General features: G+C 68.5%; 24 protein-coding genes. 15 read left to right on the forward strand and 9 right to left on the reverse strand.

Annotation, left to right across the window (positions count from 1 at the left end; all coding sequences use genetic code 11):
* The first annotated feature begins 211 nt into the window (after positions 1 to 211).
* The 5 genes from chvE (at position 212) to ACWIHT_RS41730 (ending at position 7246) form a co-directional block, all read left to right on the forward strand.
* The gene (chvE, locus tag ACWIHT_RS41710) at positions 212 to 1324 is read left to right on the forward strand and encodes a multiple monosaccharide ABC transporter substrate-binding protein (protein ID WP_456173824.1); all 1113 of its coding nucleotides are present in this window, start codon (positions 212 to 214) and stop codon (positions 1322 to 1324) included.
* Between the two features lie 47 nt (positions 1325 to 1371).
* On the forward strand, positions 1372 to 2922 hold the full coding sequence (mmsA, locus tag ACWIHT_RS41715; RefSeq protein ID WP_456173825.1) for a multiple monosaccharide ABC transporter ATP-binding protein: 1551 nt from the start codon (positions 1372 to 1374) through the stop codon (positions 2920 to 2922).
* Positions 2919 to 4163: a multiple monosaccharide ABC transporter permease gene (mmsB, locus tag ACWIHT_RS41720; protein ID WP_388111924.1), complete on the forward strand. Its 1245-nt coding sequence runs from the start codon at positions 2919 to 2921 to the stop codon at positions 4161 to 4163. The genes mmsA and mmsB overlap by 4 nt, the downstream gene beginning before the upstream one ends.
* A 73-nt stretch (positions 4164 to 4236) precedes the next feature.
* Positions 4237 to 5391 (forward strand): aldose epimerase family protein, encoded by a 1155-nt coding sequence (locus ACWIHT_RS41725; protein WP_456173826.1) that lies wholly within the window; start codon positions 4237 to 4239, stop codon positions 5389 to 5391.
* A 181-nt stretch (positions 5392 to 5572) separates the two neighbouring features.
* Positions 5573 to 7246 carry an aminotransferase class I/II-fold pyridoxal phosphate-dependent enzyme gene (locus tag ACWIHT_RS41730; protein WP_456173827.1) on the forward strand — a complete coding sequence of 558 codons (1674 nt, stop codon included), beginning with the start codon at positions 5573 to 5575 and terminating at the stop codon, positions 7244 to 7246.
* Here ACWIHT_RS41730 and ACWIHT_RS41735 read toward each other — a convergent pair.
* The 5 genes from ACWIHT_RS41735 to ACWIHT_RS41755 form a co-directional block, all read right to left on the reverse strand.
* A complete protein-coding gene (locus tag ACWIHT_RS41735) occupies positions 7243 to 8844 on the reverse strand; it encodes a methyltransferase (protein ID WP_456173828.1) in 1602 nt (533 codons plus the stop codon). The two genes, ACWIHT_RS41730 and ACWIHT_RS41735, sit on opposite strands and share 4 nt — an antisense overlap.
* A 42-nt stretch (positions 8845 to 8886) precedes the next feature.
* The gene (locus ACWIHT_RS41740; protein ID WP_456173829.1) at positions 8887 to 10062 is read right to left on the reverse strand and encodes a 4-hydroxybenzoate 3-monooxygenase; all 1176 of its coding nucleotides are present in this window, start codon (positions 10060 to 10062) and stop codon (positions 8887 to 8889) included.
* A 109-nt stretch (positions 10063 to 10171) separates the two neighbouring features.
* On the reverse strand, positions 10172 to 11566 hold the full coding sequence (locus ACWIHT_RS41745; RefSeq protein ID WP_456173830.1) for a DUF3500 domain-containing protein: 1395 nt from the start codon (positions 11564 to 11566) through the stop codon (positions 10172 to 10174).
* Positions 11567 to 11645: 79 nt separating this feature from the next.
* A complete protein-coding gene (locus ACWIHT_RS41750) occupies positions 11646 to 11954 on the reverse strand; it encodes a hypothetical protein (RefSeq protein WP_456173831.1) in 309 nt (102 codons plus the stop codon).
* A gap of 7 nt (positions 11955 to 11961) precedes the next feature.
* On the reverse strand, positions 11962 to 12438 hold the full coding sequence (locus ACWIHT_RS41755) for an ATP-binding protein (protein WP_456173832.1): 477 nt from the start codon (positions 12436 to 12438) through the stop codon (positions 11962 to 11964).
* A 130-nt stretch (positions 12439 to 12568) separates the two neighbouring features.
* On the opposite strand from ACWIHT_RS41755, the gene ACWIHT_RS41760 reads away from it, so the two are divergent.
* The 5 genes from ACWIHT_RS41760 to ACWIHT_RS41780 are packed head-to-tail and all read left to right on the forward strand — an operon-like array spanning position 12569 to position 16178.
* Entirely contained in the window at positions 12569 to 13396 is an 828-nt protein-coding gene (locus tag ACWIHT_RS41760; protein WP_456173833.1) for a helix-turn-helix domain-containing protein, read from the forward strand.
* Positions 13393 to 13635 (forward strand): DUF397 domain-containing protein, encoded by a 243-nt coding sequence (locus ACWIHT_RS41765; protein ID WP_456173834.1) that lies wholly within the window; start codon positions 13393 to 13395, stop codon positions 13633 to 13635. The genes ACWIHT_RS41760 and ACWIHT_RS41765 overlap by 4 nt, the downstream gene beginning before the upstream one ends.
* Positions 13635 to 13871, forward strand: coding sequence for a DUF397 domain-containing protein (locus ACWIHT_RS41770; RefSeq protein ID WP_456173916.1), 237 nt, complete (start codon positions 13635 to 13637; stop codon positions 13869 to 13871). The genes ACWIHT_RS41765 and ACWIHT_RS41770 overlap by 1 nt, the downstream gene beginning before the upstream one ends.
* A gap of 47 nt (positions 13872 to 13918) precedes the next feature.
* The gene (locus tag ACWIHT_RS41775; protein ID WP_456173835.1) at positions 13919 to 15058 is read left to right on the forward strand and encodes a hypothetical protein; all 1140 of its coding nucleotides are present in this window, start codon (positions 13919 to 13921) and stop codon (positions 15056 to 15058) included.
* Positions 15059 to 15086: 28 nt separating this feature from the next.
* Positions 15087 to 16178 (forward strand): hypothetical protein, encoded by a 1092-nt coding sequence (locus tag ACWIHT_RS41780; protein WP_456173836.1) that lies wholly within the window; start codon positions 15087 to 15089, stop codon positions 16176 to 16178.
* 8 nt (positions 16179 to 16186) lie between these two features.
* Here ACWIHT_RS41780 and ACWIHT_RS41785 read toward each other — a convergent pair whose 3' ends face one another.
* Entirely contained in the window at positions 16187 to 16585 is a 399-nt protein-coding gene (locus tag ACWIHT_RS41785) for a MerR family transcriptional regulator (RefSeq protein WP_456173837.1), read from the reverse strand.
* Positions 16586 to 16670: 85 nt separating this feature from the next.
* On the opposite strand from ACWIHT_RS41785, the gene ACWIHT_RS41790 reads away from it, so the two are divergent.
* The 3 genes from ACWIHT_RS41790 (at position 16671) to ACWIHT_RS41800 (ending at position 19052) form a co-directional block, all read left to right on the forward strand.
* Positions 16671 to 17093 (forward strand): hypothetical protein, encoded by a 423-nt coding sequence (locus ACWIHT_RS41790; protein WP_456173838.1) that lies wholly within the window; start codon positions 16671 to 16673, stop codon positions 17091 to 17093.
* A 7-nt stretch (positions 17094 to 17100) separates the two neighbouring features.
* The gene (locus ACWIHT_RS41795) at positions 17101 to 18081 is read left to right on the forward strand and encodes a catalase (RefSeq protein ID WP_456173839.1); all 981 of its coding nucleotides are present in this window, start codon (positions 17101 to 17103) and stop codon (positions 18079 to 18081) included.
* Between the two features lie 212 nt (positions 18082 to 18293).
* Positions 18294 to 19052 (forward strand): intradiol ring-cleavage dioxygenase, encoded by a 759-nt coding sequence (locus ACWIHT_RS41800; RefSeq protein WP_456173840.1) that lies wholly within the window; start codon positions 18294 to 18296, stop codon positions 19050 to 19052.
* A 67-nt stretch (positions 19053 to 19119) separates the two neighbouring features.
* On the opposite strand, the gene ACWIHT_RS41805 is transcribed toward ACWIHT_RS41800, so the two are convergent.
* Positions 19120 to 19776, reverse strand: coding sequence for a DUF4360 domain-containing protein (locus ACWIHT_RS41805; protein WP_262057694.1), 657 nt, complete (start codon positions 19774 to 19776; stop codon positions 19120 to 19122).
* Positions 19777 to 20045: 269 nt separating this feature from the next.
* On the opposite strand from ACWIHT_RS41805, the gene ACWIHT_RS41810 reads away from it, so the two are divergent.
* Positions 20046 to 20894, forward strand: a complete 849-nt coding sequence (locus tag ACWIHT_RS41810) for an intradiol ring-cleavage dioxygenase (RefSeq protein WP_456173841.1) — start codon at positions 20046 to 20048, stop codon at positions 20892 to 20894.
* A gap of 169 nt (positions 20895 to 21063) precedes the next feature.
* Here the strand turns inward: ACWIHT_RS41810 and ACWIHT_RS41815 are convergent, their stop codons facing one another.
* Positions 21064 to 21522, reverse strand: a complete 459-nt coding sequence (locus tag ACWIHT_RS41815; RefSeq protein WP_019067053.1) for an RrF2 family transcriptional regulator — start codon at positions 21520 to 21522, stop codon at positions 21064 to 21066.
* Positions 21523 to 21640: 118 nt separating this feature from the next.
* On the opposite strand from ACWIHT_RS41815, the gene ACWIHT_RS41820 reads away from it, so the two are divergent.
* Positions 21641 to 24616 (forward strand): glycoside hydrolase family 35 protein, encoded by a 2976-nt coding sequence (locus ACWIHT_RS41820; RefSeq protein ID WP_456173843.1) that lies wholly within the window; start codon positions 21641 to 21643, stop codon positions 24614 to 24616.
* A gap of 12 nt (positions 24617 to 24628) precedes the next feature.
* Here ACWIHT_RS41820 and arfA read toward each other — a convergent pair whose 3' ends face one another.
* Positions 24629 to 26149: an arabinosylfuranosidase ArfA gene (gene arfA, locus ACWIHT_RS41825; protein ID WP_456173844.1), complete on the reverse strand. Its 1521-nt coding sequence runs from the start codon at positions 26147 to 26149 to the stop codon at positions 24629 to 24631.
* Between the last annotated feature and the right edge of the window lie 561 nt (positions 26150 to 26710).

A 26710-nucleotide genomic window follows, 5' to 3' on the forward strand; every position in this document is an offset into this window, starting at 1 on the left:
AGGGCTCCGCCGACGCTCTGGATCGCGAAGTCGACGATGGTCGTCGTACCGCCCCAGGCGGCGGCCCGGGTGCCGGTCTCGAAGGTGTCGACTGCGCGACCAGCCCCCACCGACCCGCACGACACAACTCAACAGCACCACCCCGCATCCTGAACCACCCCCCACGCACTCGCTGCACCTCTCAACGACGAGAAGAATGAGGCCAGTTCACATGCGCATCCGCAGAAGCCGCGCCCTCCCCCTGATAGCCGGCGCCGCCACCCTCGCGCTGTCCCTGTCCGCCTGTGGCCAGAGTGGCTCGGGCGGTAGCAAGGAGAAGGAGAGCAGCGCCAAGGGCGGCACGATCGGCATCGCGATGCCGACGAAGTCCTCCGCGCGCTGGATCTCCGACGGCGACAACATGGTCAAGGACCTCAAGACCAAGGGCTACAAGACCAAGCTGGTCTACGGCGAGGACGACCCGGACACCCAGGTCTCCCAGATCGAGAACATGATCACCCAGGGCGTCAAGGGCCTGATCATCGCGGCGATCGACAACAAGTCCCTGAACAACGTGCTCCAGGAAGCCGCCGCCGCGAAGATCCCGGTCATCGCCTACGACCGCCTCATCCTCGGCACGAAGAACGTCGACTACTACGCGTCGTTCGACAACACCAAGGTCGGTGTCCTCCAGGCCACTTACATCGTCAAGAAGCTCGGTCTGGACGCCGGCAAGAAGGGCCCGTTCAACATCGAGCTGTTCGCCGGCTCGAACGACGACAACAACACCAAGTACTTCTTCAACGGTGCGATGAGCGTGCTCCAGCCGTACATCGACCAGAAGGTACTGGTCGTCAAGTCCGGCCAGACCGCGCTCAACAAGGTCACCACCCTGCGCTGGGACGGCACCAAGGCGCAGAACCGCATGGAGGACATCCTCACCGGCTCGTACAAGAGCGGCCGGGTCGACGCGGTGCTCTCGCCCTACGACGGCATCTCCATCGGCATCCTGTCCGCGCTGAAGTCGGACGGCTACGGCTCGGCCAGCAAGCCGCTGCCGGTGATCACCGGCCAGGATGCCGAGCTGGCGTCGGTGAAGTCGATCATCGCGGGTGAGCAGACGCAGACCGTCTACAAGGACACCCGTGAGCTGGCCAAGGTCGCGGACACGATGATCGACGACGTCCTCAACAAGAAGACGCCGCAGACCAACGACACCAAGACCTACGACAACGGCACCAAGGTCGTCCCGGCGTATCTGCTTCAGCCGGTGAGCGTGGACAAGACCAACTACGAGGACGTGCTGGTCAAGGGCGGGTACTACACGGACGCGCAACTCAAGTAGTTCCGCGGCCCGTCACCCGACCCCACACTTGATTGGAAGGCACGACCATGGCGGGACCCGTCCTGGAAATGCGCTCGATCGTCAAGACCTTTCCCGGTGTCAAAGCGCTCTCGGACGTCACGCTGACGGTCCGTCAGGGCGAGGTCCATGCCATCTGCGGTGAGAACGGCGCCGGGAAGTCCACCTTGATGAAGGTGCTCTCCGGCGTCCATCCGCACGGCAGTTACGAGGGCGACATCCTCTTCGAAGGGGAGGAGTGCCGCTTCCGCGACATCCGGGCCAGCGAGCACCGAGGCATCGTCATCATCCACCAGGAACTGGCGCTGGTGCCGTTCCTCTCCATCGCCGAGAACATCTTCCTCGGCAACGAGCACGCCACGCGCGGGCTCATCAACTGGAACGAGACCCTGCGGCACGGCACCGAACTGCTGCGCCGGGTGGGCCTGAGCGACCACCCGGAGACCCGCGTCGCCGACATCGGCGTGGGCAAGCAGCAGCTCGTGGAGATCGCGAAGGCGCTGTCGAAGAAGGTGAAGCTGCTCATCCTGGATGAGCCGACGGCGGCGCTGAACGACGAGGACAGCGGCAAACTCCTGGATCTCATCCTGGAGTTGAAGAAGCAGGGCATCACCTCGATCATCATCTCGCACAAGCTGAACGAGATCCGCAGGGTCGCCGACTCGGTGACGATCCTGCGCGACGGCCGCTCCATCGAGACGCTCGACGTGAAGGCGCCGGAGACGACCGAGGAGCGGATCATCTCCGGCATGGTCGGCCGCGACCTCGACCACCGTTTCCCCGAACGCACCGCGTACGAGGGCGAGTCGGAGGCGGCGCCCGCGCTGGAGATCCGCGACTGGACCGTGTTCCACCCGATCGACCAGCAGCGCAAGGTAGTTGACGATGTGTCAATAAATGTGCGCAGGGGCGAGATCGTCGGCATCGCCGGACTCATGGGCGCCGGCCGCACCGAACTCGCCATGAGCGTCTTCGGTCGCTCCTACGGCCGCTACGCCGGTGGCACGGTCCTCAAGGACGGCCAGGAGATCCGCACCAAGTCCGTCGCGGAGGCGGTCGGGCACGGCATCGCCTATGTCACGGAGGACCGTAAGCACTACGGCCTGAACCTCATCGACACGATCAACCGGAACATCTCGCTGGCCGCCCTGAACAAGGTGTCCAAGCGCGGTGTGGTCGACGAGCAGGAGGAGCGGCAGGTCGCCGAGCGGTTCCGCACGTCCATGAACATCAAGGCGCCGACGGTCTTCGAGCCGGTGGGCAAGCTGTCGGGCGGCAACCAGCAGAAGGTCGTCCTCAGCAAGTGGATCTTCGCGGGTCCCGAGGTGCTGATCCTGGACGAGCCCACGCGCGGCATCGACGTGGGCGCCAAGTACGAGATCTACACGGTCATCGACCAACTCGCCGCCGAGGGCAAGGCGGTGGTCTTCATCTCCTCCGAACTGCCGGAGCTGCTCGGCATGTGCGACCGCATCTACACGATGGCGGCGGGCCGGCTGACCGGTGAGGTGCCCCGGGCCGAGGCCACGCAGGAAGTGCTGATGCGCCAGATGACGAAGGACAAAGAGGTAACGCGATGAGCACGGACGTCACCGACAAGATCCCGGCCGCGGCACCGCCGGGCAAGGACGGATCGGGCGCGGGCGGTGGCCTGTTGCGGCTGGTGCTGGACGGTCTGCGGCGCAACATGCGCCAGTACGGCATGCTGATCGCCCTCGGTCTGATCGTGATCCTCTTCGAGGTCTGGACCGGCGGGGACCTGCTGCTGCCGCGCAACGTCTCCAACCTGGTGCTCCAGAACAGCTACATCCTGATCCTCGCGATCGGCATGATGCTGGTCATCATCGCCGGGCACATCGACCTGTCGGTCGGCTCGCTGACCGCGTTCGTGGGTGCCTTCGCGGCGGTCCTGATGGTCAATCACCAGGTGCCGTGGCCCGTCGCGTTGGTGCTGTGCCTGCTGATGGGCGCGGTGGCGGGCTCGGTGCAGGGGCTGTTGATCGCCTACGCGGGCATACCGTCCTTCATCGTCACCCTCGCCGGGATGCTGCTCTTCCGCGGCCTCACGGAGATCCTCCTCCAGGGCCAGACCCTGGGCCCGTTCCCCGGCGGCCTTCAGAAGATCGGCAACGGCTTCCTGCCGGCGGTCGGCCCGAACACCAACTACCACAACATCACCCTGCTGTTGGGCCTCGTGATGATCGCCGCGGTGGTGTGGCAGGAGGTGCGCGACCGGCGCCGGCAGCAGGAGTTCTCGCTCGACGTGGCGCCCGCCAAGCTGTTCCTGCTCAAGCTGGTGGCGATCGTCGCGGCGATCCTCTGGCTGACCCTGCTGCTCGCCAGCTACGACGGCGCGCCGATCATCCTGATCATCCTCGGTGTCCTGGTGGCCGGTTACGGCTACGTGATGCGCAACACCGTCTTCGGCCGCCACATCTACGCGATCGGCGGCAATCTGCCGGCCGCGAAGCTGTCCGGTGTCAAGGACAAGCGCGTCACCTTCCAGGTGTTCCTGAACATGGGCGTGCTCGCGGCCCTGGCGGGTCTGGTGGTCACCTCCCGCCTCAACGCGGCCTCGCCGAAGGCGGGCGACGGCTTCGAACTGGAGGCCATCGCCTCCTCGTTCATCGGCGGCGCCTCCATGAGCGGCGGTGTCGGCACCGTCCTCGGCGCCATCATCGGCGGTCTCGTCCTCGGCGTGCTGAACAACGGCATGAACCTCCTCAGCGTCGGCACCGACTGGCAACAGGTCATCAAGGGCCTCGCCCTGCTGACCGCGGTCGGCTTCGACGTGTGGAACAAACGCAAGTCCGGTTCGTAACTTCAGCCCGGGCCCCGCACGTCTGTCATTCGCACAGCACGGCGGGGCCCCTTCCATGTGCAGGAGCCGCTCGATGGAACTGAACAGACGCACGGTCATTGCAGGCGCGGCAGCCGCGGGCATCGCCGCGAGCACCCTCGGTACAGGTACGGCGCAGGCGGCATCCGGAGGCAGGAAGCCCGTGAAGGAACTCTTCGGCACCCTCGCCGACGGCAGCAAGGTCTACCGCTGGTCCCTGGAGAACGGCGGCACCCGGCTCAAGGTCCTGTCGTGGGGCGGGGTCGTCCAGTCCCTCGAACTCCCGGACCGGCACGGCAAGTACGCCAACGTCTCCCTCGGCTTCGACAACATCGCCGACTACGTGGCGAAGACCCCGTACTTCGGCGCGCTGATCGGCCGCTACGGAAACCGCATCGCCAAGGGCCAGTTCACCCTGGACGGCAAGAGCTACCAGCTCTCCGTCAACGACGGGGTCAACAGCCTGCACGGCGGCACCCAGGGCTTCGACAAGCACATCTGGGACGTCGAGGGCTTCACCTCCGGCTCCGACGTCGGCCTGCACCTGCACTACACGAGCATCGACGGCGAGATGGGCTACCCCGGCACCCTCAAAGTGAAGGTGACGTACACGCTCAACAAGCACGGCGACTGGCGCATCGACTACGAGGCCACCACCGACAAGGCCACGGTCCTCAACCTGACCAGCCACGTCTACTGGAACCTCGCCGGCGAGGGCAGCGGCACCATCGAGAACCACCAACTCACGATCCCCGCCGCCCGCTACACGCCCACCGACTCGGGGCTGATCCCCACGGGCGAACTCGCCAAGGTCTCCGGCACCCCCTTCGACTTCCGCAAGACCAAGCCGATCGGGCGCGACATCCGGGCCGGCCACGTCCAGCAGGTGCAGGCCAAGGGCTTCGACCACAACTGGGCCCTCGACAAGGGCATCACCGCGAAGCCCGAGCACGCCGCGACCCTGCACGACCCGCACTCCGGCCGCACCCTGAAGATCGCGACGGACCAGCCGGGGTTGCAGTTCTACACCGGCAACTTCCTCGACGGCACCCTGACCGGCACCGGCGGCCACACCTACCGCCAGGGCGACGCCCTGTGCCTGGAGACCCAGCACTTCCCGGACTCGCCGAACCACGCGAACTTCCCGACGACCGTGCTGAGGCCAGGTCAGACGTACAGGACGTCGACGATCCACACCTTCAGCGCCTGACCATTCACTACGGGACGCAAGGCTCGGGTCAGGGGTTCCCGAACTCACACTAATTTCACATCCGTTGAACAGCGCCACTCCCGTCTCCGTATTCAAGGGCGGCCCGTGCTCCCCCGCGCGGGCCACCCAAGACGACGGGCCCGGTCGTCCCCGCCGGGCCCGCCTTCATACGGAGGTTCCATTGGCCGACTCCAACGTCACCTCGCTGTTCCGCAGTACGGCGGCGCACAGCCCGTCGATGGCAGCGCTGGCGCGTGAGAGCGACGGCACCGGCCCCGTGGACTTCTGTATCCCGTGCAACCCGTACTTCCCCACCCCCGCCATGTTCGACGAGATGGCGGCGCGGCTGCGCGAGATCATCACGTACTACCCGAGCAGCGCCGACACCATCACGGCCGAGTTGTGCAATCTGCTCCAACTCCCGCCGAGCTGCGTCGCGATGGGCAACGGTTCCACCGAACTGATCACCTGGATCGACCACTTGATGGTCCGCGAGTCACTCGCCATCCCCGTCCCCACCTTCGGCCGCTGGACCGACCAGCCCATGGAGACCGGCAAGCGGGTCGACATGTTCCCGCTCCAGGAGTCCAACGGGTTCGTCCTGGACCTCGCGCAGTACGCGGAGTTCATCCGCAAGCGCAACACCAAGGTCGCGGTCATCTGCAACCCGAACAACCCCGACGGCGGCTTCCTGCACAAGCAGGCCCTCGTGCAGTTCATGGACGCGATGGCCGACCTGGACCTCGTCATCATCGACGAGTCGTTCCTGGAGTTCGCCGACGCCGAGGTCGAACCCAGCGTCGTACAAGAGGCGATGCTCCGCCCGAACGTGGTCGTCCTGCGCAGCCTCGGCAAGAACTTCGGCCTGCACGGCATACGGTTCGGCTACCTCGTCGCCAACCCCGCGCTCGCCGGGCGCATCCGCTCGATGCTCCCGAAGTGGAACCTCAACGCCTTCGCCGAACACGTGGTGTTCATCCTCAAGGAGCACGGCGCGGAGTACGCGCAGAGCCTCCAGCAGGTGCGCCGCGACCGGCTCGACATGGCGAGCCATCTCTCCGCGCTGCCCGGCCTGACGGTCTATCCGTCGCAGGGCAACTTCCTCTTCGTACGCCTTCCCGTGGGCGCCGAGGGGACCGTGGTCCGGGACCGGATGCTCACCGAGCACCGCATCCTGGTCCGCGAGTGCGGCAACAAGATCGGTTCGTCCAGCCGCTTCCTGCGGCTCGTGGTGCGCCCCCAGACGGACGTGCGTCGCCTGGTGTCCGGCCTGGAACAGGTGCTCTACGGGACCAGGAGGGGAGCCGCCGTACCCGAGCTGAGCACAGGGACCAGCTACAGCTCGGGTACGGCGGCCGTGGATCGCCTTGTCGGCGCGACGAACGGTGCCGGCATTCAGATGCCGGCGGCTGTCGCGCAGATGCAGATGCAGCCGCAGCCCGTGCCCGTACCCATGCAGGCGCCTGCGGCCGCGGTGCCTCAGCCGCAGCCCGTGCCCATGCCTGTACCGCAGCCTCAGCCTCAGCAGCAGCCGCAGTACCAGCCGATGGTGGCCGCGGCGCAGGTTCCGCAGATGCCGATGCAGCCGGTTGCGCAGATGCCGGAGCAGTTGGCCCAGGTGTCGCAGCAGATGCCGGTCATGCAGCAGCCTCAGCAGCAGCCGTACGGGACGCCCGCGCCGGCTCCTCAAGGGCCTACGCCCACTGGAGTTCCGGCTCGCAATGGGCTTACGGCCGCGCAGGTGCGGGGAGCCACCAGCCCCAACGGGATGCAGAATCTCGCGCCCGCGCCCGCCACCGGGTGGCCCAATGCACAGAGTTGGCCCAATGCCGCGGGGATGGGGCAGGCGGGCTAACGGCAGCGAACGGCGCTCAGCAGCGAGGCTCCGAGCGGCAGCGCGTGACAGCCGCGCACCTCGAAGCCCGTCTTCTCCAGTAGGAGGCGGTAGTGGGTCTCGTCCCTCTCCTGGCCGCCGACGTTGCACAGCATGTGGATGTCCCACGCCACCGCCGTCGGAGTCGGCAACAGGCGTTCCACCACCAGTAGTTGGGCTCCTGGGCGCATTGCCTTGGCGCAGTTGTCGAGGATGGTCAGGCAGCGGTCGTCGTCCCAGTCGTGGAGGACTCGGGACAGCAGGTAGATGTCGCCGCCCTCCGGTACGGACTCGGTGAAGTCGCCCGCTACGAAGGCGCAGCGTTCGGGGAGTTGGGGGCGGGCCGCTTCCAGGGCCTCGGGGCGTTCCAGGAGTACGCCCTCCAAGTGGGCGTGGGTGCGCAGGAGTCGGGCCAGTAGGGCGCCGTTTCCGCCGCCCACGTCGACCACGCGCCGTGCGGCCGAGAAGTCGATCAGGGTCGGCACCGGGGCGAACATCTCGGAGCTGGCCGCCATCGCGCGGTGGAACAGGTCGCCGAGTTCCGGGTGTTGGGCGAAGTACGGGAAGTGGTGCTGGCCGTAGCGGTGGGCGAAGGCTTCCTGGCCGGTGCGTACGGAGTGGGTCAGGCCGGCGAAGGAGTCGTAGAACGGGCCCGCGTAGAGGCGTGCCAGCGGGTGGAGGCTGAACTCCGTTCCGGTGCGCAGGGGTTGGCCCGTGGCGGTGAGGTGGTACGTGCCGTCGGACGCGGTGAGCAGGCCCAGTGAGGTCAGGTAGCGGAGCAGGCGGCGCAGAGCCTCGGGGTGGGTGGCCGTGAGGTGGGCCAGGGTGTCGGCGTCGGTGCCGGGGTGGTCGGTCAGGTGGTCGGCGATGCGCAACTCGGCCATGGTGGCCACCGCTTGGGTGGCCCAGGCTCCCGTCATGACGCCGAGGAGTGCGGTCGTGGGGTCGGGGAGCGGGGTGTGGCGGCCGGGGAGGCGGAGTTCGAAGCGGCGGTGGGTCCGGGTGCGGTGGTAGAGGACGGTGACGTTCTCGTGGCCGTTGTAACCGCCGCCGTCGGGGACCGCGCCGCCCCGCTCCTGGAGGAGGAGCCGTAGGCCTGCGGGGACCACCGGGCCGGGGGCGGTGACCGCGAAGGCGTGGTGGGATTCGTGGTCGGCGGCGCGTTCGTCCGCCGCTACGGCCTCCAGCGGGGAGTCCGGGGGAACGGGGAGCGCGAAGATCTCCACGCTGCGGGGGCCTGCCGTGACGTGCACGATAGCGACCGGGGTTTCGGCGAGGGTGGGGCCGTAGCGGCGGGCGAGGCGTTCGCGGACCACGACGCTCGGGGTGACGGAGCCGGGTTCGAAGCCGAGGCGGCGGAGTTCTTCGCAGAGGCCGTCGAGGGAGTCGGGGAAGACCAGGACGGCGGTGTGGTCGAAGACCAAGTGGCGGGCCACGTCGGCCCGTTCGGCGGGGGTGAGGTCCGGGAGCAGTTCGGCCAGGACGGTGTCCGTGTCGTGGGCCTCGACGTAGGCCGCCGCTCGCCGGATGCGTTGTACGTCGGCCTCGGCGAGGCGCGCCTGTACGACGGGGAGGTTCATCAGGGGGTTCCCGGTGATCGTGGGTGGGGACGGGAGACGGGCTCAGATGCCGGTGTAGTTCTCGGCGAAGAAGTCCTGGTGCGTACGGGAGTGGCGCAGGCTGTGGAGGCGGGCGTACTGGAGCGCGCGGCCGTAGCGGGCCTCGGCGTCCTCGGTGACGGGGCCGTGCAGCAGGCCGCTCATCCAGTGCGAGAACTCGTGGGCCCGCCAGACGCGGGGCAGGCAGTCGGCGGCGTAGCGGGCGAGGTCGCTCTCGTCGTCGCGGGTCACCGCCGACGCCAGTGCCTGGGCCAGGCGTTCGGCCTGGAGTACGGCGAGGTTGGCGCCCTTGGCGGCGGAGGGGCTGATGAGTCCGGCGGCGTCCCCGGCCAGCCAGAGGCGTCCGGCGCCGGGGCTGTCGAGGACGTCGGAGCGCAGGTCGACGACCGTCTTCTCCAGCACGGGGCCGTCCTTGAGCGGGCCGAACTCGGCGGTCCTGAGCCGGATTTGCAGCTCGGTCCAGATCCGGTCCTCGCTCCAGTCGGCGGGATCGGTGCCGCGCGGACACTGGAGGTAGTAGCGGGTGACGGTCGCCGTACGGGCCATGTGGCCGGCGAATCCGCGGTCGTGCAGGGCGTATCCGACGGCGGCGAGGCTGGGCGGGGCCTCGGCGAGCACCGCCAGCCAGGTCACACCGTGGTCCCGGCGGGCGGTACGGGTGCCCTGTGCGGTGAGGGTCGCGCGGGCGATTCCCCGGTGTCCGTCGCACCCGGCGACGTAGCGTCCGGTGATCTCCGAACCGTCGCGCATCCGCACCCGGCCCTCGGAGATCTCCTCGGCCTCGGCGCCGAAGCGGAGTTCGCCGCCGCGTCGGAGGTACTCGGCGAGCAGGTCCCGTACCAACTCCTGCTGGGGGTAGACGGTGTGGACCTCGCCGCGTCCCAACTCGCCGTAGTCAAGGGTGAATTCACCCTGCTCGCTGCGGAAGAGGCAGGTGCGGTGCGTCCGGCCGCCGGCCAGCAGGCCCGCGTCCAGGCCGTGTTGGGCGAGTACGCGGACGGAGTGGGCGGCCAGGAACCCTGCCCTGGCCCGCCCTTCCACCGCCTCGCGTCCGCGCCGTTCCAGGATCACGCAGTCGATGCCCTGGTCCAGGAGCAGGTTCCCCAGGACCAGCCCCGCCGGGCCCGCCCCGACGATCACCACCCCGGTCCGCGCCCCGGAGTCGAATCGTTTCCCCACAAACACCCCTGATCTTGCTTTTTCTGCCAAGGGGTTTCATATCAGCCAGATCGCGGTGATGAGGAATTCATAATGACTAAATAGCGCTTAAGGCCCAATTGGGCATATGTCAGTGGTCGTTGTCCAGGTGCAGCTTCAGCAGGTCCACGCCGTAGTCGCCGCCGTTGGGGGTGCGGATGATGGTGTGGATGTGCTCCTGGGACGGGGTGCCGCCGCCCATGCCCATGCCGCCGCCGGGAGGGCCACCGCCGTTGACGCTCGGGCTGGCACTCGGGCTGGCGCTCGCGCCGGCGCTGGGACTCGCGGAGGAGGCCTCGTGGTAGAAGAGCGGGGCCTGGGCGTCGTACTCGATGAGCACGACCGGGCTGTGGATGCGGTAGTAGAAGGCGGACGTGTCCTTGGTCTCGCCCATCCAGTAGAAGTACGTGTCGTCGAGGTGCTTCTCGACCTCGGTCATCTTGACCTCGGCGTGCCCCTCGTTGATGTAGCCGATGTACACCTGGGCCACGGCCAGCAGCTTCTTCCGCTGTGCGGCGGTGAGTTCGGAGCCGCGCAGGCCCTCGTAGGCGAGCTTGAGGTTGTCCGAGCCTGCGCCCGCCTTCATGTCCTCGTTGCCGTTGCCCTGCGAGGAGACCGCCTTGGCGAGCTGGGCCTTGGTGAGGGAGCGGATCATCGCGAGGCCTGCCGTCGTCTCCGGCCGGAACAGGCTGATCTTCTCGCCCTTGTATGTGGCCGTCGTCGGCTCGGAGCCCATGAAGGTCGGGGTCATCACGACCTGGTCGCCGAGCACGAAGTAGTTGATGGCGACGTGGTGGCCCTCGTACTGGAAGCCCCAGGGCTTGGTGGTCGACGGGGTGCCCATGAAGGTGAAGAAGTAGTGGCCTTCGGTCAGGGTCTTCTGGTTGCCGCCGTTGGAGTCGCCGAGGAACTGGTTGAGCTTCATGATGTTGCGGGTCTGGGTGAGACCGTCGGCGGAGAGCGCGACGCCGAGCAGCGCGAATCCGAGGTCGCGCTTCTTCTCGGTCAGGTCGCCCATGCGGACGCCCTTGCGGGCGTAGCCGTCGACGTTGCTCCAGGCCGTCCACTCGTCGGCGTCGATGTCGAAGGTGCAGGACTTGCGCTCCTTCGCGGAGAGCCCGTCGAGGAACGCCTGCGCCGCCTTGACCAGTCCGTCCGTGGAGACGCCGGTCGAGTGGATGGTGAACAGGTCGTCGACGACCGTACCGTCGGTGGTGACGCCCTTGAGATCCTTGTACTTGACCTGGGAGACCCCGGGGCCCATGCCGCCACCGGCACCACCCCCACCGGCTCCGGGCCCGCCCGAGGGCATACCGCTCGGGGCGCCGGACTGTGCGGCGGAGGACGAACTCGCCGTGTCCGACGAGTCGTTGGAGCATCCCGTCATGGTCGCCATGGCGGCGACTCCGCCGGCGAGCAGCGCCTTGTTCATGAACCAGCGGCGGCTGCGCTCGGATGCGGGGGTGTGGGGTCGGTGTCCATGCATGGGGATCAGGGTCCATGCCGGACCTGAAGCGTTCTTGTCAGCGACCTGTGAGGAGAAGGCTCCGGCCGGAGTACCGGAGTTACGTGAGCGGCCGGGCTCCCCTGCCGACCCGCTGCGCGAACATCATCATCCCGAGGCCGCCGAGAGCCGTCGCCGTGGTGACGGCCGTCAGCACCAGTTCGATGTCCGGGTCGACACGCACCAGGGCGACCACCGCGTGGTACAGGACGACGAGTCCGAACAGCGTGTATCCGGCGCCCCACAGCCGAGGCCTGATCACCTGGCCGGCCAACCAGGGAAGCACCCGCTGCGACACGACGGCCGTGATGCCCACGGCGAGACAGAAGAAGGCGGCGAGGAAGAGCAGTACGTCGAGGGTTATGACCACTGGTCGATCATCGCACTGACGGGGCTTCCTGGAAATGGGACGACCAGGGTGGTACGTCGACTTCCGCACGGATGGTCTTCCCTGGCGGCGGCTCGCGGTCCACCACCTCCCACCGGTCGGCGAGCGCCTCCACGAGCACGAGCCCACGCCCGGAATCCGCGAGCGCCTCGGGTTGTCGTACGGCGCCGGGTCCGGGCGGACGCGGTCCGCCGCTGCGGGTGTCGGTGACCTCGATGCGGACACTCCCCGTGACGAGGGAGAGCCGTAGTTCGAAGTCCCGTCCGGGTACGCGGCCGTGGGTGACGGCGTTGGCGGCGAGTTCGGCGACGATCGCGGCGACGGCGTCGGAGGGGTCACTGCCGTGCGGGACGCCCCAGGCGTGGAGTTGGTTCAGGGCGAGGTGACGGGCGAGGCGGGCACCGCGGGGAGTGGGGCTGAGGCGCTGGCTGAACGTGTGTACGGTGGCGGAGGGTTGGGTGGTCATGTGCCCAATGTGACGTCCGGGAAGGGCAGTTCACCAGCTTCCGGGCCCGTACGCTGCGCGAGCGTACGGGGTCACCCGCTGGACAGTACGCGCTACGTTCCGTAACCATGTGCGCGGGAGGTGGGTGCCCATGGTCGAGGGCAGCAGCGGTGAGCCGGAGGCGTCCGACAGCCTGCGGACGTTCGGGGCGATGTTGCAGGCGTTACGCGAGCACGCGGGGCTGAGCCGGGAGGAGTTCGGGCGGCAGGTCGGCTATTCCAAACACACGGTGGAATCGGTGGAGTTGGGCAGGCGGATGCCTGACGATGACTTCGTCGAGGCGTCGGAGCCTGCGCTGGGCAATACCGGCGCGGTGCGGAAGGCTGCGGAACATCTGGAGCGGCGCCCGGGGTTGGCGTCCTGGTTCCGACAGTGGGCGCGCAAAGAGAAGGACGCCATCAGCCTCTGCACCTACGAGTGCCGAATGATTCCAGGCCTGTTGCAGACGGAGGCATACGTACGTGCCCTGTCCGCCGATCAGTTGCCGCCGCTGGACGACACCGAGGTCGAGGAGTTGTGGTCCGCCCGCTCCGAGCGCCAGGAGATTCTGCGAGACCGTCCGCATACCGCGTTCAGCTTCATCCTCGAAGAGCACCTGTTCCGCAGGCGTACAGGCGGAGCGGAGGTCACACGAGGACTCATCGACCACGTGTTGGAAGTCGCTTCCCTACGGAACATCGAGATCCAAATCATGCCCCTGGTACAGGAATCGCACGCCGGGCTGCAGGGCACCATCCACTTGCTGGAAACCTCCAAACTCAAGTGGCTGGCGTACAACGAAGGCCAAGAAACAGGTCAGTTGATCAGCAACCCGAAAGTGGTCAGCGTTCTCCAAAGCCGGTATGCGAGGATGCGTTCGCAGGCTCTCACCATCCAAGACTCCTTGAGCCTGTTGAAACGGATGCGAGGGGATCTATGAGCACCTCCGAACTGGCCTGGTTCAAGAGCAGCCACAGCAGCGGCTCCGGCGACAACTGCATCGAAGTTGCCCTTGCCTGGCACAAGTCGAGCTACAGCAGCAGCGCTTCCGGCGACTGCGTGGAGATCGCCGCCTGCCCCTCCACCATCCACATCCGCGACTCCAAGAACACCTCGGGCCCCCAACTCGCCCTCGCCCCCACCACTTGGACGAAGTTCATCGGCACCCTGGGAGCGTGATGAGCACGCCTGAACTCGCCTGGTTCAAGAGCAGCTACAGCAGCAGCGGCGACGGCGACTGCGTAGAGGTCGCCCTCTCTTGGCACAAGTCCAGCTACAGCAGCGGCGGTTCGGGCGACTGCGTCGAGGTGGCCTCCTGCCCCTCCACCATCCACATCCGTGACTCCAAGAACGCCTCGGGTCCCCAACTCGCCCTCGCCCCCGGCACCTGGACGGAATTCATTCGCGCCATCTGACCGAATGCCGCATATGATCCCCGGACCATGATCCGGGGGGAGATCACATGCAGCACGTTTCCACGCCACTCGCCAGAACTCTGGGCGCGGCAGCTCTGCTGTCGGCGTCCATAGCCTGGGCGGCGACCGCGTTGCCGCCCAGGGACACTCCGCGTCTGGACGTTCTCGTGCCGTTGGGGCTGGCCTCGATGTTCAGTCTGGGGTGGGTGCTGGCCAGTCGGGCGGCGCCGCTCGTGGAGCCGCTGCCGGTGGCCGCCGCTCCGCAGGAGAGGATCCCCGGCACGCTGGGAGCCGTGCGCCGGGGCTGGGGATTCTTCCTCATCTCCTTCCTCGTCGTCTGGGCACCGTGCGCGAGCGCGAGCGCCGCTGCGGGGAAGGGCGTCGACCCGTTCCTGTTCAGCCTGTATTCGGTGGTCGCCTGGTTCTTCGGCGCGGCGTCCACCGTGTTCGCCTCCGCCCTGCTCAGGAACCCGCTCGGTCCCGGGCAGCGCATGCTCAGGGAGGACGCCGCCGCGGGCGGCGTCCACGCGATCCGCGTCCGGTTCCACAAACCGGTGAAAGTGTCGCACCGGTACCCGACCGGGAAGGGCGTCGGCCAGATCGGAACCGCCCGCAACTACTACGTCGAGTTGACGCCCGAGAACGAAGCCGACCGGCAGCGTGCCGTCCAGCTCCATGCCGTGCCCGGGGACAACTTCCGGATGGGCGTCGGCGAGAAGCACCTCGCGCACGCCGCGGCCCAACTCATGGGTCACGGCGGCTGGTTGTGCTGGCCCACTCGCTGGCAGGACATCGCGGGCACCGACAAGGCGCGCCTGGTCCCCGCCGTGTTCGTCTCCGACTCCGGCCATGTGGTCTGGGGCCAGACACATAGCGACGACTACGGGAAGTATCTGCGCGCCGGTGCCGCCCCGGTGTGCCGGACCGACACCGCGTTCGCCGTCGCACCGCTGCCCGTCCCGTCCCGGTACTTCCCGAAGGCGTACGCCGTGTCCCTGTCCATCGCGGCGGGCGGCGCCCTGCTCTGCGTACCGGTCCTGCTCGGTGTCGTCCCGCACTGGGCCGGCATGCTGCTCAGCGTGCTCGCGGGATGCGTCGGGCTCTTCGCGGGGATCAAGATGGGCGGCGTCGGCATGGTCGAGGAACCGTGGACCGTCCGCTACACCGCACACCCGTCGCTTCGCTGAGCCCGTCGTCACGGGGAGGGGAGATCACGTGCAGCACGTTTCCACGCCACTCGCCAGAACCCTGGGCGCGGCAGCCCTGCTGTCGGTGTCCATAGCCTGGGCGGCGACCGCGTTGCCACCTGGGGATGCTCCGCGTCTGGACGTTCTCGTGCCGTTGGGGCTGGCCGCGTTGTTCGGTCCGGGGTGGGTGCTGGCCTCTCGGGCGGCGCCGCTCGTGGAGCCACTGCCGGTGGCCGCCGCTCCGCAGGAGAGGATCCCCGGCAAACTGGGGGCCGTGCGCCGGGAGTGGGGATTCTTTCTCGCGGCCTTCCTCGTCGTCTGGGCGCCGTGTGTGGGCGTGAGCACCTCATGGGTGAAGGGCAATGGCGCCGGCCCACTCCTGTTCGGCCTGTACGCCGTGGCGTCCTGGCTCTTCGGTGCCGTGCTCTCCGGGTACAGCTTCGTCCTGCTCAGGAACCCGCTCGGTCCCGGGCAGCGCATGCTCAGGGACGACGCCGCCGCGGGCAGCGTCCACGCGATCCGCGTCCGGTTCCGTGGCCCTTCCAGTAGCTACTCCGTCGAGCTGACGCCCGAGAAGGAAACCGACAGACAACCCACCATCCGGCTCCAGGCCATGTCCGGCAAGAACTTCCGCCAAGGCGTCGGCGACAGGCATCTCGCCCACGCCGCCGCCCAACTCGTCGGTCACAGCGGCTGGTTGTGCTGGCCCACTCGCTGGCGGGACATCGCGGGCACCAACAAGGAGCGCCTGGTCTCCGCCGCGTTCGTCTCCGACTCCGGCCACGTGGTCTGGGGTGTGACGCCGAGCGACGACTACGGGAAGTACCTGCGCGCCGGTGCCGCACCCGTGCGCCCGACCGACACCGCGTTCGCCGTCGCGCCGTTGCCCCGGCCCTCCCGGTACTTCCCGAAGGTGCACGCGGCACACTTGTCCATCGCGGCGGTGGGCGCCCTCCTCGCCGTACCGTTCCTGTTCGGTGTCGTCCCGCACTGGGCCGGAATGCTGCTCGGTGTGTTCTCGGGGCTGGTCGGGCTCTTCGCGGGGATGACGGTGGGCCTCGTGGGCAGGGAACGGGGACCGTGGACCGTGCGCACAACCTCACACCCGTCACTCCAGTGAGTGCGCCATCACCCCGGGAAGCCTGACCGTCTGCCCGTCCTCGCCAGGGGCGCCTGCTGCTTGCGCAGGGGGCAGTCCGTGCCGACGCGGGCCGTCAACTCGGCGCGGAGGGCGGCCAGTTCGGCCATGCGGGCGTCGATGATGCTGATCTTTTCGGCGAACAGGGCGGACAGCGCCGCCGACTGGTCCGGCGCTTCCGCCAACTCCTCGCCGTGCTGGGCGATTTCGGCCAGGGAGAAGCCGAGGGCCTGGGCGGTGCGGACGTATTCGAGCCAGGGGACCGCCTCGGGCGGGTAGTCACGGTAGCCGTTCGCGCGGCGCTCGCTGGTGAGGATGCCCACCTGTTCGTAGAACCGGAGGGCGTCCCTGCTCAGGCCCACCCGTGTCGCCAACTCCCCAATTCGCATGCCCCCATGATGACTTGATGGCTTGATGGCTTGATGAATTGACGGCTTGACCTTGGACCGCACTCCACTGTTTAGCGTCGGCGGCATGAAGATCGCTTCCTATCTCCGGGTCGTGCGGGCCAGTGCCTGGTACGACCTCGTCGTGACCGCCGGCTTCGCGACCCCGTGGACGTACACGCTGGTGCACGACACGCTGTCGTCGCTCGGCCGGGACTGGGGGCTGGGCGTGCTGCCCGAACTCGACCCGATACAGACCCTGTACGCGAATCTGATGGGGTCGGTCGTGGTCGTCTGGGCTGTACTGCGGCTCGTCAGGCCGCTGGCCGCGCACGGGCTGTTCGACGGGGTGGCCCGGGTGCTGTTCACCGCCTGGCAGGGGTACGCCCTCGCGCAGGGTGCTCCTCGGTTCCTGTGGCTGTTCCTGGTCGTGGAGGCGTCGTTCGGCGTGCTCCAACTGGCGCCGTGGTGGCGGCGGGGAACAGAGTTGCGGGAGTCGCTGGTGCGATGATGCGGGCATGGCTCAGTCATCGCAGGATTCCTCGGTCACCAAGGACGGCATGACCGCGGCACAGGCCGTCGACCGCATCGAGGCCGCGGCGCCACCCCGCCCGCACGACCGCCGGCTGCACGCGCGCGGCGCCGTCTACGACGCCCGCTTCGTGCCCAGCGGGCAGGTCTCCCGGTGGACGGCCGCCGCCTGTCTCACCGCCGAGTCCGAGGCGGTCGTACGGTTCTCCAACGGGTCGGGCCGCTACGACGCCGACGACCGGGCGCGCGGCGTACGCGGGATGGCCGTGAAGTTCCTCGACGACGCGCACAAGGGCGTCATGGACCTGGTGGCGGCCACCTTCCGGGTCTTTCCCAGTCACAATCCCGAGGGGTTCATCGACCTCGTCGAGGCGCTGGGCAAGGCCGGTACGGAGGGTGGGCTCGCCGACCGGGCGAAGGGGAAGCTGGCGGCGGCCGGCAAGTTCGCCACCGTGCTGGCCCAACACCCGGAGAGCCGGGGGGCGTTGAGGTCCTTCGCGGGTCAGCAGGCGCCCGCCAGTTTCGCCACCGCTCGCTACGACGGGCTGCACGCCTTCGTGTTGGTGGACGAGGCGGGTGAGCGCAGGCCGTTCCGCTACCGTCTCGTGCCCCAACTCGGCGAGGTGGAACTGGATTCGGCGTACGGCGAGACGCTGGCCCCGGACTTCCTCATCGGCGACCTCGACTCCCGGCTCGCGACCGGCCCCCTCTCCTTCACCCTGGTCTTCCAGCTCGCGGACCCGACCGACCCGACCCACGACCCCTCACAGGCCTGGCCCGAACACCGCCCGCTGATCCCGGCCGGGCAGTTGCACGTGACGGCCCGCTCGGCCCGCGAGGAGCACTGGCAGCAGCAGGTCTTCGACCCCACCCGGCTCGCCCCCGGCGTGGAACTCTCCGACGACGAGATGGTGACCTTCCGCCGCCACGCCTACTCCGTCTCGGCCGAACGCCGCCTCACCCCCTGACCCCTCTCCCTCACCCCTCACCCCTCACCCCTCACCCCTCACCCCTCACCCCCAAAAAAGTGTGTCACTTTCCCCCCAAAGTGACACACTTTTTTACACCCACTCCCCGGACCCCCCGACCCCAGCTCCCTGTCCTGCAAGGAACTTGACGACCCGTCACTTTACCGATCACACAGCCGACGAACAGAATCCTTACCTAAAGTGCCGTGTCCATGACAGACACTTCTGGAGCAACCAACCCGATCGGGCGCCGCACCGTACTCATCGCCACCGGCACCACGGCCGCCGTACTGGCCGTAGGAGCCGCCGCGCCCGAAGCCCCCACCACCCCCGCCGCGGAAGCCTCGGCCGCGGCCGTCTGCACCCTCACCAAGGAGATGACCGAAGGCCCCTACTACCTCGACGGCGCCCTCGTCCGCGCCGACGTCACCGAGGGCAAGGCCGGCATCCCGCTCAAGCTGGCCCTCACCGTCGTGAACGACAGCACCTGCGCCGTGATCCCCAACGCGCTCGTCGAGATCTGGCACTGCGACGCGCTCGGCGAGTACTCCGGCTACGTCGGCAACAACGGCCACAGCGAACCGGACGACGGCACCTTCCTGCGCGGCGGCGTCCTGACGAACACCGCAGGACTCGCCAACATCACCACGATCTACCCGGGTTGGTACCGGGGCCGCTGCGTGCACATCCACGTCAAGGTGCACACCGGCGTCACTCTCACCTCGAACGGCTCGTTCACCGGCGGCCAGGAACTCCACACGGGCCAGCTGTTCATCGACGAGACGATCACCACCGCCGTCGCCAAGATCTCCCCGTACTCGACCAACACGGTCACCCGCACCACCCTCGCCCAGGACTCGATCTACGACGAGGGAGGCGCCGCGTCGGGCCTCATGACCCTTACCGCGCTGGGCAGTTCGACCTCGTCGGGCTACACCGGCACGCTGACTCTCGGCGTCCAGCAGAGCTGAGCCCAAGGGCCCAAGGGGGGTGGCCCGCGGTGCGACACGGGCCACCCCCACCTCACCTCACCTCACCTCAGGAGGCCGGGCACTCCTTCCACGCCATGTGGTAGATCGTGCTGATGTCGCCGTCCGTCGAGTCCATGGTCATGAAGCTGACCGCGCTGGACGACGAGGTGCCGGCCGCGACCCGCAGCTCGGTGTTGATGTTGAAGTTGCGCTGAACTCCACAGGGCGCCCAGACCAGTTGGGCCCAGTCGGTGCTGTCGGTCGCCTGCCAGTTGTCGTCGTAGGGGCCGTTGAACGGGTGGTTCTTGGCCACGGTGCTCGACGAGCCCTGGAAGTAGTACGAGGCCTTCTGCGCACCGCTCGCACCGCGCTGGAGCGAGGCGAAGCCGCGGTAGTCCACGCTCGCGATGGCGTACGTGAAGCCCTGCGGGACATGGACGACCAGGTTGAGCTGGCAGTTCTTGCGGAACGCCGTGGGGTCGGAGTTGCCGCCGACCTGGGCGAGATACGCGCTGTAGGTCACCGTGAAGGCGGTGTTGTCCTCGGAGACGGCGACCGCCGTCGTGCCCTGCGGGCAGCCCGAACCGTTCACGGTCGCGACATTGATGACGATCTTGTCCGGCGGCGGGTCGTCGAAGACCGGCGACGACGAGTGCTGCGCGGACGGCAGCGCGGTGGCGAGCAGTGCGGCGACCGCACCACTCAGGAGGAGCCCACCAGGCATGGTTTCTCCTTGGGGTTGGGGGGTGGCTGCGCCCCAAGTCTTTGAAGAACCAATGAAGTTCCTGTGAAGACCGACGGCGCGCTCGCATCGTAGGAAGCCGCACACGAAACGGTCAGGGTGAACTCAGGCCATTCACAGACGCGCCTTTCACACCTTCCCCACAGTGTATGAACTCTGTTGAAATAATGGGGAGTTGACACATCCGTCCCCAGGCCCTTCACAGCCGCACATTAAGGAATCCTTCAGGTTCGGCCCTAACTTCGCTGTCCATGACGGGAAAACGAGAGCACCCCGAGCAGCACAACGAACCACCCGCCCAGCACCGCCGGGACAGAGGCCCGCGGCGCCGCCGCGTCCTGATCGGCGGCGGCACAGCGGCCCTGGCGGGTGGCCTCGTGGCGGCCGGCCTCGCCTCGGCCGACACGGTCACGGGCACCACGACGGCCACCGACCAGGCGACCACCACCATCTCCACGGACGCGTCGGCCTCCGCCTCCAGCGGCGTCTGCACCCTCACCGCCGAGGTCACCGAGGGGCCGTACTCGCTCGCCGGCGCTCTCGTCCGCACGGACCTCAGAGAGGAGAAGGAGGGCGTCGAGGTCCAGTACACCTTCACCGTCGTCGACCAGGACAACGACTGCGCGCCGCTGGCCGACGCCTTCGTCGAGCTCTGGCACTGCGACGCGCTCGGCGAGTACTCCGGCTACGTCGGCAAGAACGGCCACACCGAGGACGACGACGGCACCTTCCTGCGCGGCGGGCAGCTGACCGGCACCGACGGGCAGGTGAGCCTGATCTCCATCTGGCCGGGGCACTACGTCTCGCGCGCCGTCCACGTCCATATGCGGGTGCACACGGGCGTGACGATCGCGGACGGCACCTACACGGGCGGCACGCTCGTCCACACCGGGCAGCTGTTCTTCGACGCGGACCTCAACACGAAGGTGCAGGCCACCTCGCCGTACTCGGACAACACCACCGCCGAGACGGTCCTCGCCGACGACACGATCTACGACGACGGAGGGGCCGCGTCCGGCCTGCTCACCCTGACCGCGCTCGGCACGAGCGTCTCCGACGGCTACACGGCCACCCTGACCGTGGGCGTCAGCACTACTTGACCGGGAGGCAGTTGATCGCACAGCACTGATCGGCGACCGCCGATCGCACCCTGACGGGCTGCCGCCCTTCGGCGGACTCGGACTCGGTCCGTGTCTTCCTCGCTTCGTCCCCGCGATGGGCACGGACCGAGTACGCCAGAGCGGCAGCCCACATCCCGTACAGCGGCCGCTACGGGTTCTCCCACGCCGCCGGTTCCGCCGCCAGCGCCCGTACCGGCTCCGGCAGCGCGTCCGCCGCGATGTCCGCGAGCGTGACGCCCTCCAGGATCTTGCGGACGTTGGCCCGCAGCGCGATCCACAGCGGCAGCAGAGGTTCGGCGGAGCCCGTGTAGGCCAGGCCCGTGGGACGCTCGCCGCGCACCGACACGATCGGGCCGTCCACCGCGCGTATGACGTCCGCGACGGTGATCGCGGTCGCGTCGCGCGCCAGCCGGTAGCCGCCGCCCCCGCCACGCCGGCTGTCGACGATCCCGGCGCGCCGGAGATCACCGAGAATTCCCTCCAGGAACTTGTGCGGGATGCCCTGCGTGGTGGCGATGGTCTCGGCCTTCAGCGGGCCGTCGTCACCCCGTACGGCGAGCTCCAATACCGCCCGTACCGCGTAATCCGCCCGTGCCGAGATCCTCATGCGTCCATTGTGGGCCGTTCTGGCGTACAGAATGACCCCGCACGACGGCCTCCCGGGATCACCACGGAAAATGGCTTCGCACGTGCCGCCGACGGTCCGGACCCGAAAGGAGCTTCCAGTGGAGCTGAGCAGGCGTACCTTCAGCACCCTCGCGGGTACGGCCGCGCTCGGACTCGCGCTGGGAGGTGGCAGCGCCGGTTCCCCGGACGCCTACGCCGCGCACGTCGTACCGACCGGCCCGCCCCCCGCCCCGCCCGGCGCGGACGGGCTGCCGCACACGATCGGCTACGACCGCTACTCCCTGCTCGTCGACGGCAGGCGCCTGGTCCTGTGGTCGGGCGAGATGCACCCGTTCCGGCTGCCGAGCCCGTCCCTGTGGCGGGACGTCCTGCAAAAAATGCGCGCCTTCGGCTACAACGCGGTCAGCATCTACGTCTCGTGGAACTACCACTCCCCCGCCCAGGGCCACTACGACTTCACGGGCGTCCGCGACCTCGACCTGTTCCTGCGCACGGCCGCCGAGACCGGCCTCTACGTCATCCTGCGCCCGGGCCCGTACATCAACGCGGAGATCGACGCGGGCGGCTTCCCCGGCTGGCTGACCGCCACCAAGGGCACCGCCAGGACGGCCGACCCGACGTATCTCTCGCACGTCGACGAGTGGCTGACCCAGGTCGACTCCATCGTCTCCAAGCACCTGTTCACCCAGGGCACGGGCACGGTCCTGCTCTACCAGATCGAGAACGAGTACGACGGCCAGGTGACCCACCCGGACGGCGTCGCCTACATGTCCCACCTGTACAAGAAGGTGCGCGCCGACGGCATCGACGTCCCCCTGTTCCACAACGACAAGGGCCGCAACGGCTATTGGACCCCGGGGTCGTTCGACACCGACGGCGACACGGGTGGTTGGCTGTACGGCTTCGACGGCTACCCGACGCCGACCCAACCGCCGCCGGACTGGGGCCACTTCGGGATCGGCGGGGCGAAGGGCGGGGCGACCGCCAGCCCCAAGACCCCTGGTTTCGTACCGGAGTTCGGCGGCGGCTGGTTCGACCCGTGGGGCGGGTCCTGGTTCGAGGGGAAGGGGTACGCGGAGTCGCGCCGGACGCGTGACGCGGCGTACGAGCGGCGCTTCTACCTCACCAACCTCGCCAACGGACTCACCCTCCACAACGTCTACATGACCTTCGGCGGCACCTCGTGGGGCTGGCTTCCGGCGCCGGTCGTCTACACGTCGTACGACTACGGCGCCGCCTTCGACGAGGGCCGCAACCCGACCGCGAAGCTCGTCCCGATGCACCAACTGGGCCATCTGCTGCGGACGGTGCCCGACTTCGCCAAGCTGGACCGGGCGGCCGACGTCACGGTGGACGGGCTGAAGGCGTACCACCTCACCAACGCCGACACCGGCTCCCACGTCTACGTCCTGCGCAACGACACCGCGGCGGCGGTGACTTCGACGCTGTCGACCTCCGACGACGACATCGAGGTCACCGTCCCCGCCCAGGACGCCCGCCTCCTCGTCACCCGACTCGCCCTCGGCGGACGGAAGTTGAGGTACTCGACCGCCACTCCGATGATGGTGCTCACCACCGGCCGGCAGGACATCGCCGTGTTCGCCGGGACGCGCGGCGAGATGGCGCACGCCGTGGTGGAGTGCCCGGAGGAGCCGGTGGTGACCCGGCTCGACGCGCAGGCCGCGTGGGTGTGGGACCGCGGCCTCCTGCATGTCACCGTCCCGCTCGGCATCGGCGGCCTGACCCGGGTCCTCGTCCAGGGCGGCGGCGTCGACAACTCCCTCCTGCTGGTCTTCGCCGACGAGGCCGGCTCCGTACGCCTGTGGCCGTACGAGACCGGTTCGGGCACCGCGCTGGTCTACGGCCCGGCGCTGCTGCGCGGGGCCACCATCAGCGGCACGACCGCCCATCTCACCGGTGACACCATCGCGGAGACCGGCCTGGAGGTGTGGGGGCCGCGCGGGATCACCGAGGTCACCTGGAACGGCAAGGCGGTGCCCGCCACCGCCACCACCGCGGGCAGCCTGCGCTCGAACCCGGACGCGCTGCTGCCCGGGGTGCCCGCGGTACCGCTCCCGGCGCTCGACGGCTGGCGGCGGAAGGTGGAGAACCAGGAGGCCGCGGTCGCCTTCGACGACTCCAAGTGGACGCAGGCGAACAGGACTTCGACCTTCAGCACGACGGCCGTCCCGTCCGGACAGCCGGTGCTCTTCTCCGACGACTACGGCTTCCACTACGGCGACGTCTGGTACCGGGGCCGGTTCACCACGGCCGCCACCGACGCCCTGGAATCGGTGACCCTCGCCTACAGCACCGGCACACAAGGCCTGCTGATGGCCTGGCTCGACGGCGAACCGCTCGGCACCCATCGCATGCCCGTACCGACCACCACCAGTGTCCGGCAGGGCAGTTGGACCGCCAAGCCGACTCTCTCCGTCCCCGAGAAGCTGCGCACGACCGGTCCGCACGTCCTGTCCGTCCTGGTCCGGCGGATGCAGCACGACCAGGACGGCAAGGCTCTCGACACCCACAAGGTCGCCCGCGGCCTGACCGCCGTGACCTTCAAGGGCGCCTCCCCGAAGGTGAGTTGGCGCCTCCAGGGCGAGACGGCACCCGACCCGGTGCGCGGCCCGCAGAACAACGGCGGCCTGTACGGCGAACGCGAGGGCTGGCACCTGCCCGACTTCCCGGACTCCGGCTGGGACCCCGTCACTCTCCCCCGCGCCGACAAACGGCAGGGCGTGGCCTGGTACCGGACCACCTTCAAGCTCGCCGTGGACACCGGCATCGACGCCTCGATCGGCCTCGTCCTCGACGACGACCCGGCCCGCGCCTACCGCGTCCAGATCTTCCTGAACGGCTGGAACATGGGCCAGTACATCAACGACGTAGGCCCACAGCACACCTTCGCCCTGCCGAACGGGATCCTCCGCACACGTGGCACCAACACACTCGCCCTGGCCGTCCTGTCGGACGGCACCACACAGGCGGGCCCGAAGGACGTAGGGCTGACGCTCATGGGCAGCGCGGCCGGAGGAGTACCGGTGACACCGGTGGCCTCCCCCGGCCGCTAGCTCCTCCGAAAGCTACGCGAGCCTGATCACGTTCCACGACAGCGGCTCCAGTACGGCGGTCAGGGTGCCGTCCTGGAGGGCGGTGCCCTCGACCTGGTGCGGGGCCACGCGCTCGGGGTCGTCCAGGGTGTTGCGGGCGTCCGGGTCGGCGTCCGCGAGGGCGCTGTGCTCGACGACCGAGGTCAAGTCGAGCCCGTTCAGGCCGACTTGGAGCGGGAGCGACTCGGTGCGGCTGCGGTTGACCGCGAACACCGTGACCGAACCGTCCTCGCCGCGCACCGCCGTGGCGTGCAGCAGGTCGGCCTCGCCGTACTGCTTCGTCTCATGGGTCGGGGAGTCGACGCGGACGTCCAGGACCTGGCCCCGGCCGTACTTCGAGGCCTGCGCGAACGGGAAGAACGTCGTCTGCCGCCAGGCCGGGCCGCCGGGCTCGGTCATGATGGGCGCGATGACGTTGACGAGCTGGGCGAGGCACGCGACGGTGACGCGGTCCGCGTGCCGCAGCAGGGCGATCATGAGCGAGCCGAAGACGACGGCGTCCATGACGCTGTAGTTGTCCTCCAGCAGGCGCGGGGCCTCCGGCCAGTCGGCCGGGTCCGCGTTCTTCGTGTGCTCCTCCCAGTCCGCCGTGTACCAGACGTTCCACTCGTCGAAGGACAGGTTGATCTTCTTCTTCGACTTGAGGCGGGCGCCCACGTGGTCGGCGGTGGCGACCACGTTCTCGATGAAGGACTCCATGTCGACGGCGGAGGCGATGAAGGAGTCGAGGTCGCCGTCGAGCGGCTGGTAGTAGGCGTGCAGCGAGATGTAGTCGACCAGGTCGTACGTCTCCTGGAGGACCGTCGACTCCCAGGCGGCGAAGGTCGGCATCGCCTGGGAGGAGGAGCCGCAGGCGACGAGTTCCACGTCGGCGTCGATCTGGCGCATCGCGCGGGCCGTCTCGGCGGCGATCCTGCCGTACTCCTCGGCGGTCTTGTGGCCGGTCTGCCAGGGGCCGTCCATCTCGTTGCCGAGGCACCAGACCTTGATGCCGAAGGGCTCCTTGTCGCCGTCGGCGGCGCGCTGCTCGGAGAGGGCGGTGCCGGCGGGGTGGTTGGCGTACTCCTGGAGTTGGAGGGCCTCGGCGACGCCCCGGGTGCCGAGGTTGATCGCCATCATCGGCTCCGCCTGGGGGCCGACCTTCTTCAGGAACGCGATGTACTCGGAGAGACCGAAACGGTTCGTCTCCGTGGAGCGCCAGGCCAGGTCGAGGCGGCGGGGGCGGGATTCGGCGGGGCCGACCGAGTCCTCCCAGCGGTAGCCGGAGACGAAGTTGCCGCCGGGGTAGCGGATGGCGGTGACGCCGAGTTCGCGGACGAGGTCGAGGACGTCCTGGCGGATGCCGTCCTCGTCGGCGGTGGGGTGGTCCGGTTCGAAGATGCCGGTGTAGACGCAGCGGCCGAGGTGTTCCACGAAGGAGCCGAAGAGGCGGGGGTTGACTTCGCCGACCGTGAAGGCGGGGTCGAGGGTGAAGCGGGCGGTGCGCGTGCTCATGGGGTCCTTTCGAACGGGTGCTTACCGTATGCCAAGACATACTGACCTTTGTCCTGAAGGGTCGCCGGTCTCGCGTCCGCTTCTTTCACGCCGTACTTGGCGAGCGGGTCCGCGCCCCGGGGAGCGGCGGCACGGCCGGACGCGCGACCCGGTCCGGCCACGGCCAAGGGGTGCCCGCGGTTCGGGTTGGGGGTCCCCCGTCCCCGCCCCTGCCGGTAGCAGTCCCCGGAGGTTCGACATACCGTACGACGCTCGTACCCTCGAACAAGACCGTAAAATCGAAGCGCGTCCACGTCAATGGGTTGAGCACAGTGCAACGTTCATTCACGGCGTCGATTTCCGGACACAGCGGTCGTTCCCGGTCCCACAACGGCCACCGGACGACATGACGACGGCAGTTGTGGACGCGTAACCTCGGACCGGCTGTGCGGCGGACGGCGAAACGAGGGAGCGTACGACGTGGTGACGACCTTCCCCGGCGGGCTGTCCGATCACTCGAACACGACCCGATGCGCCAGACGTTGGATCACCTCCGCCCCCTCCTCGGTGGAAGCGGCCGGT

Source organism: Streptomyces sp. NPDC002276 (assembly GCF_053891435.1).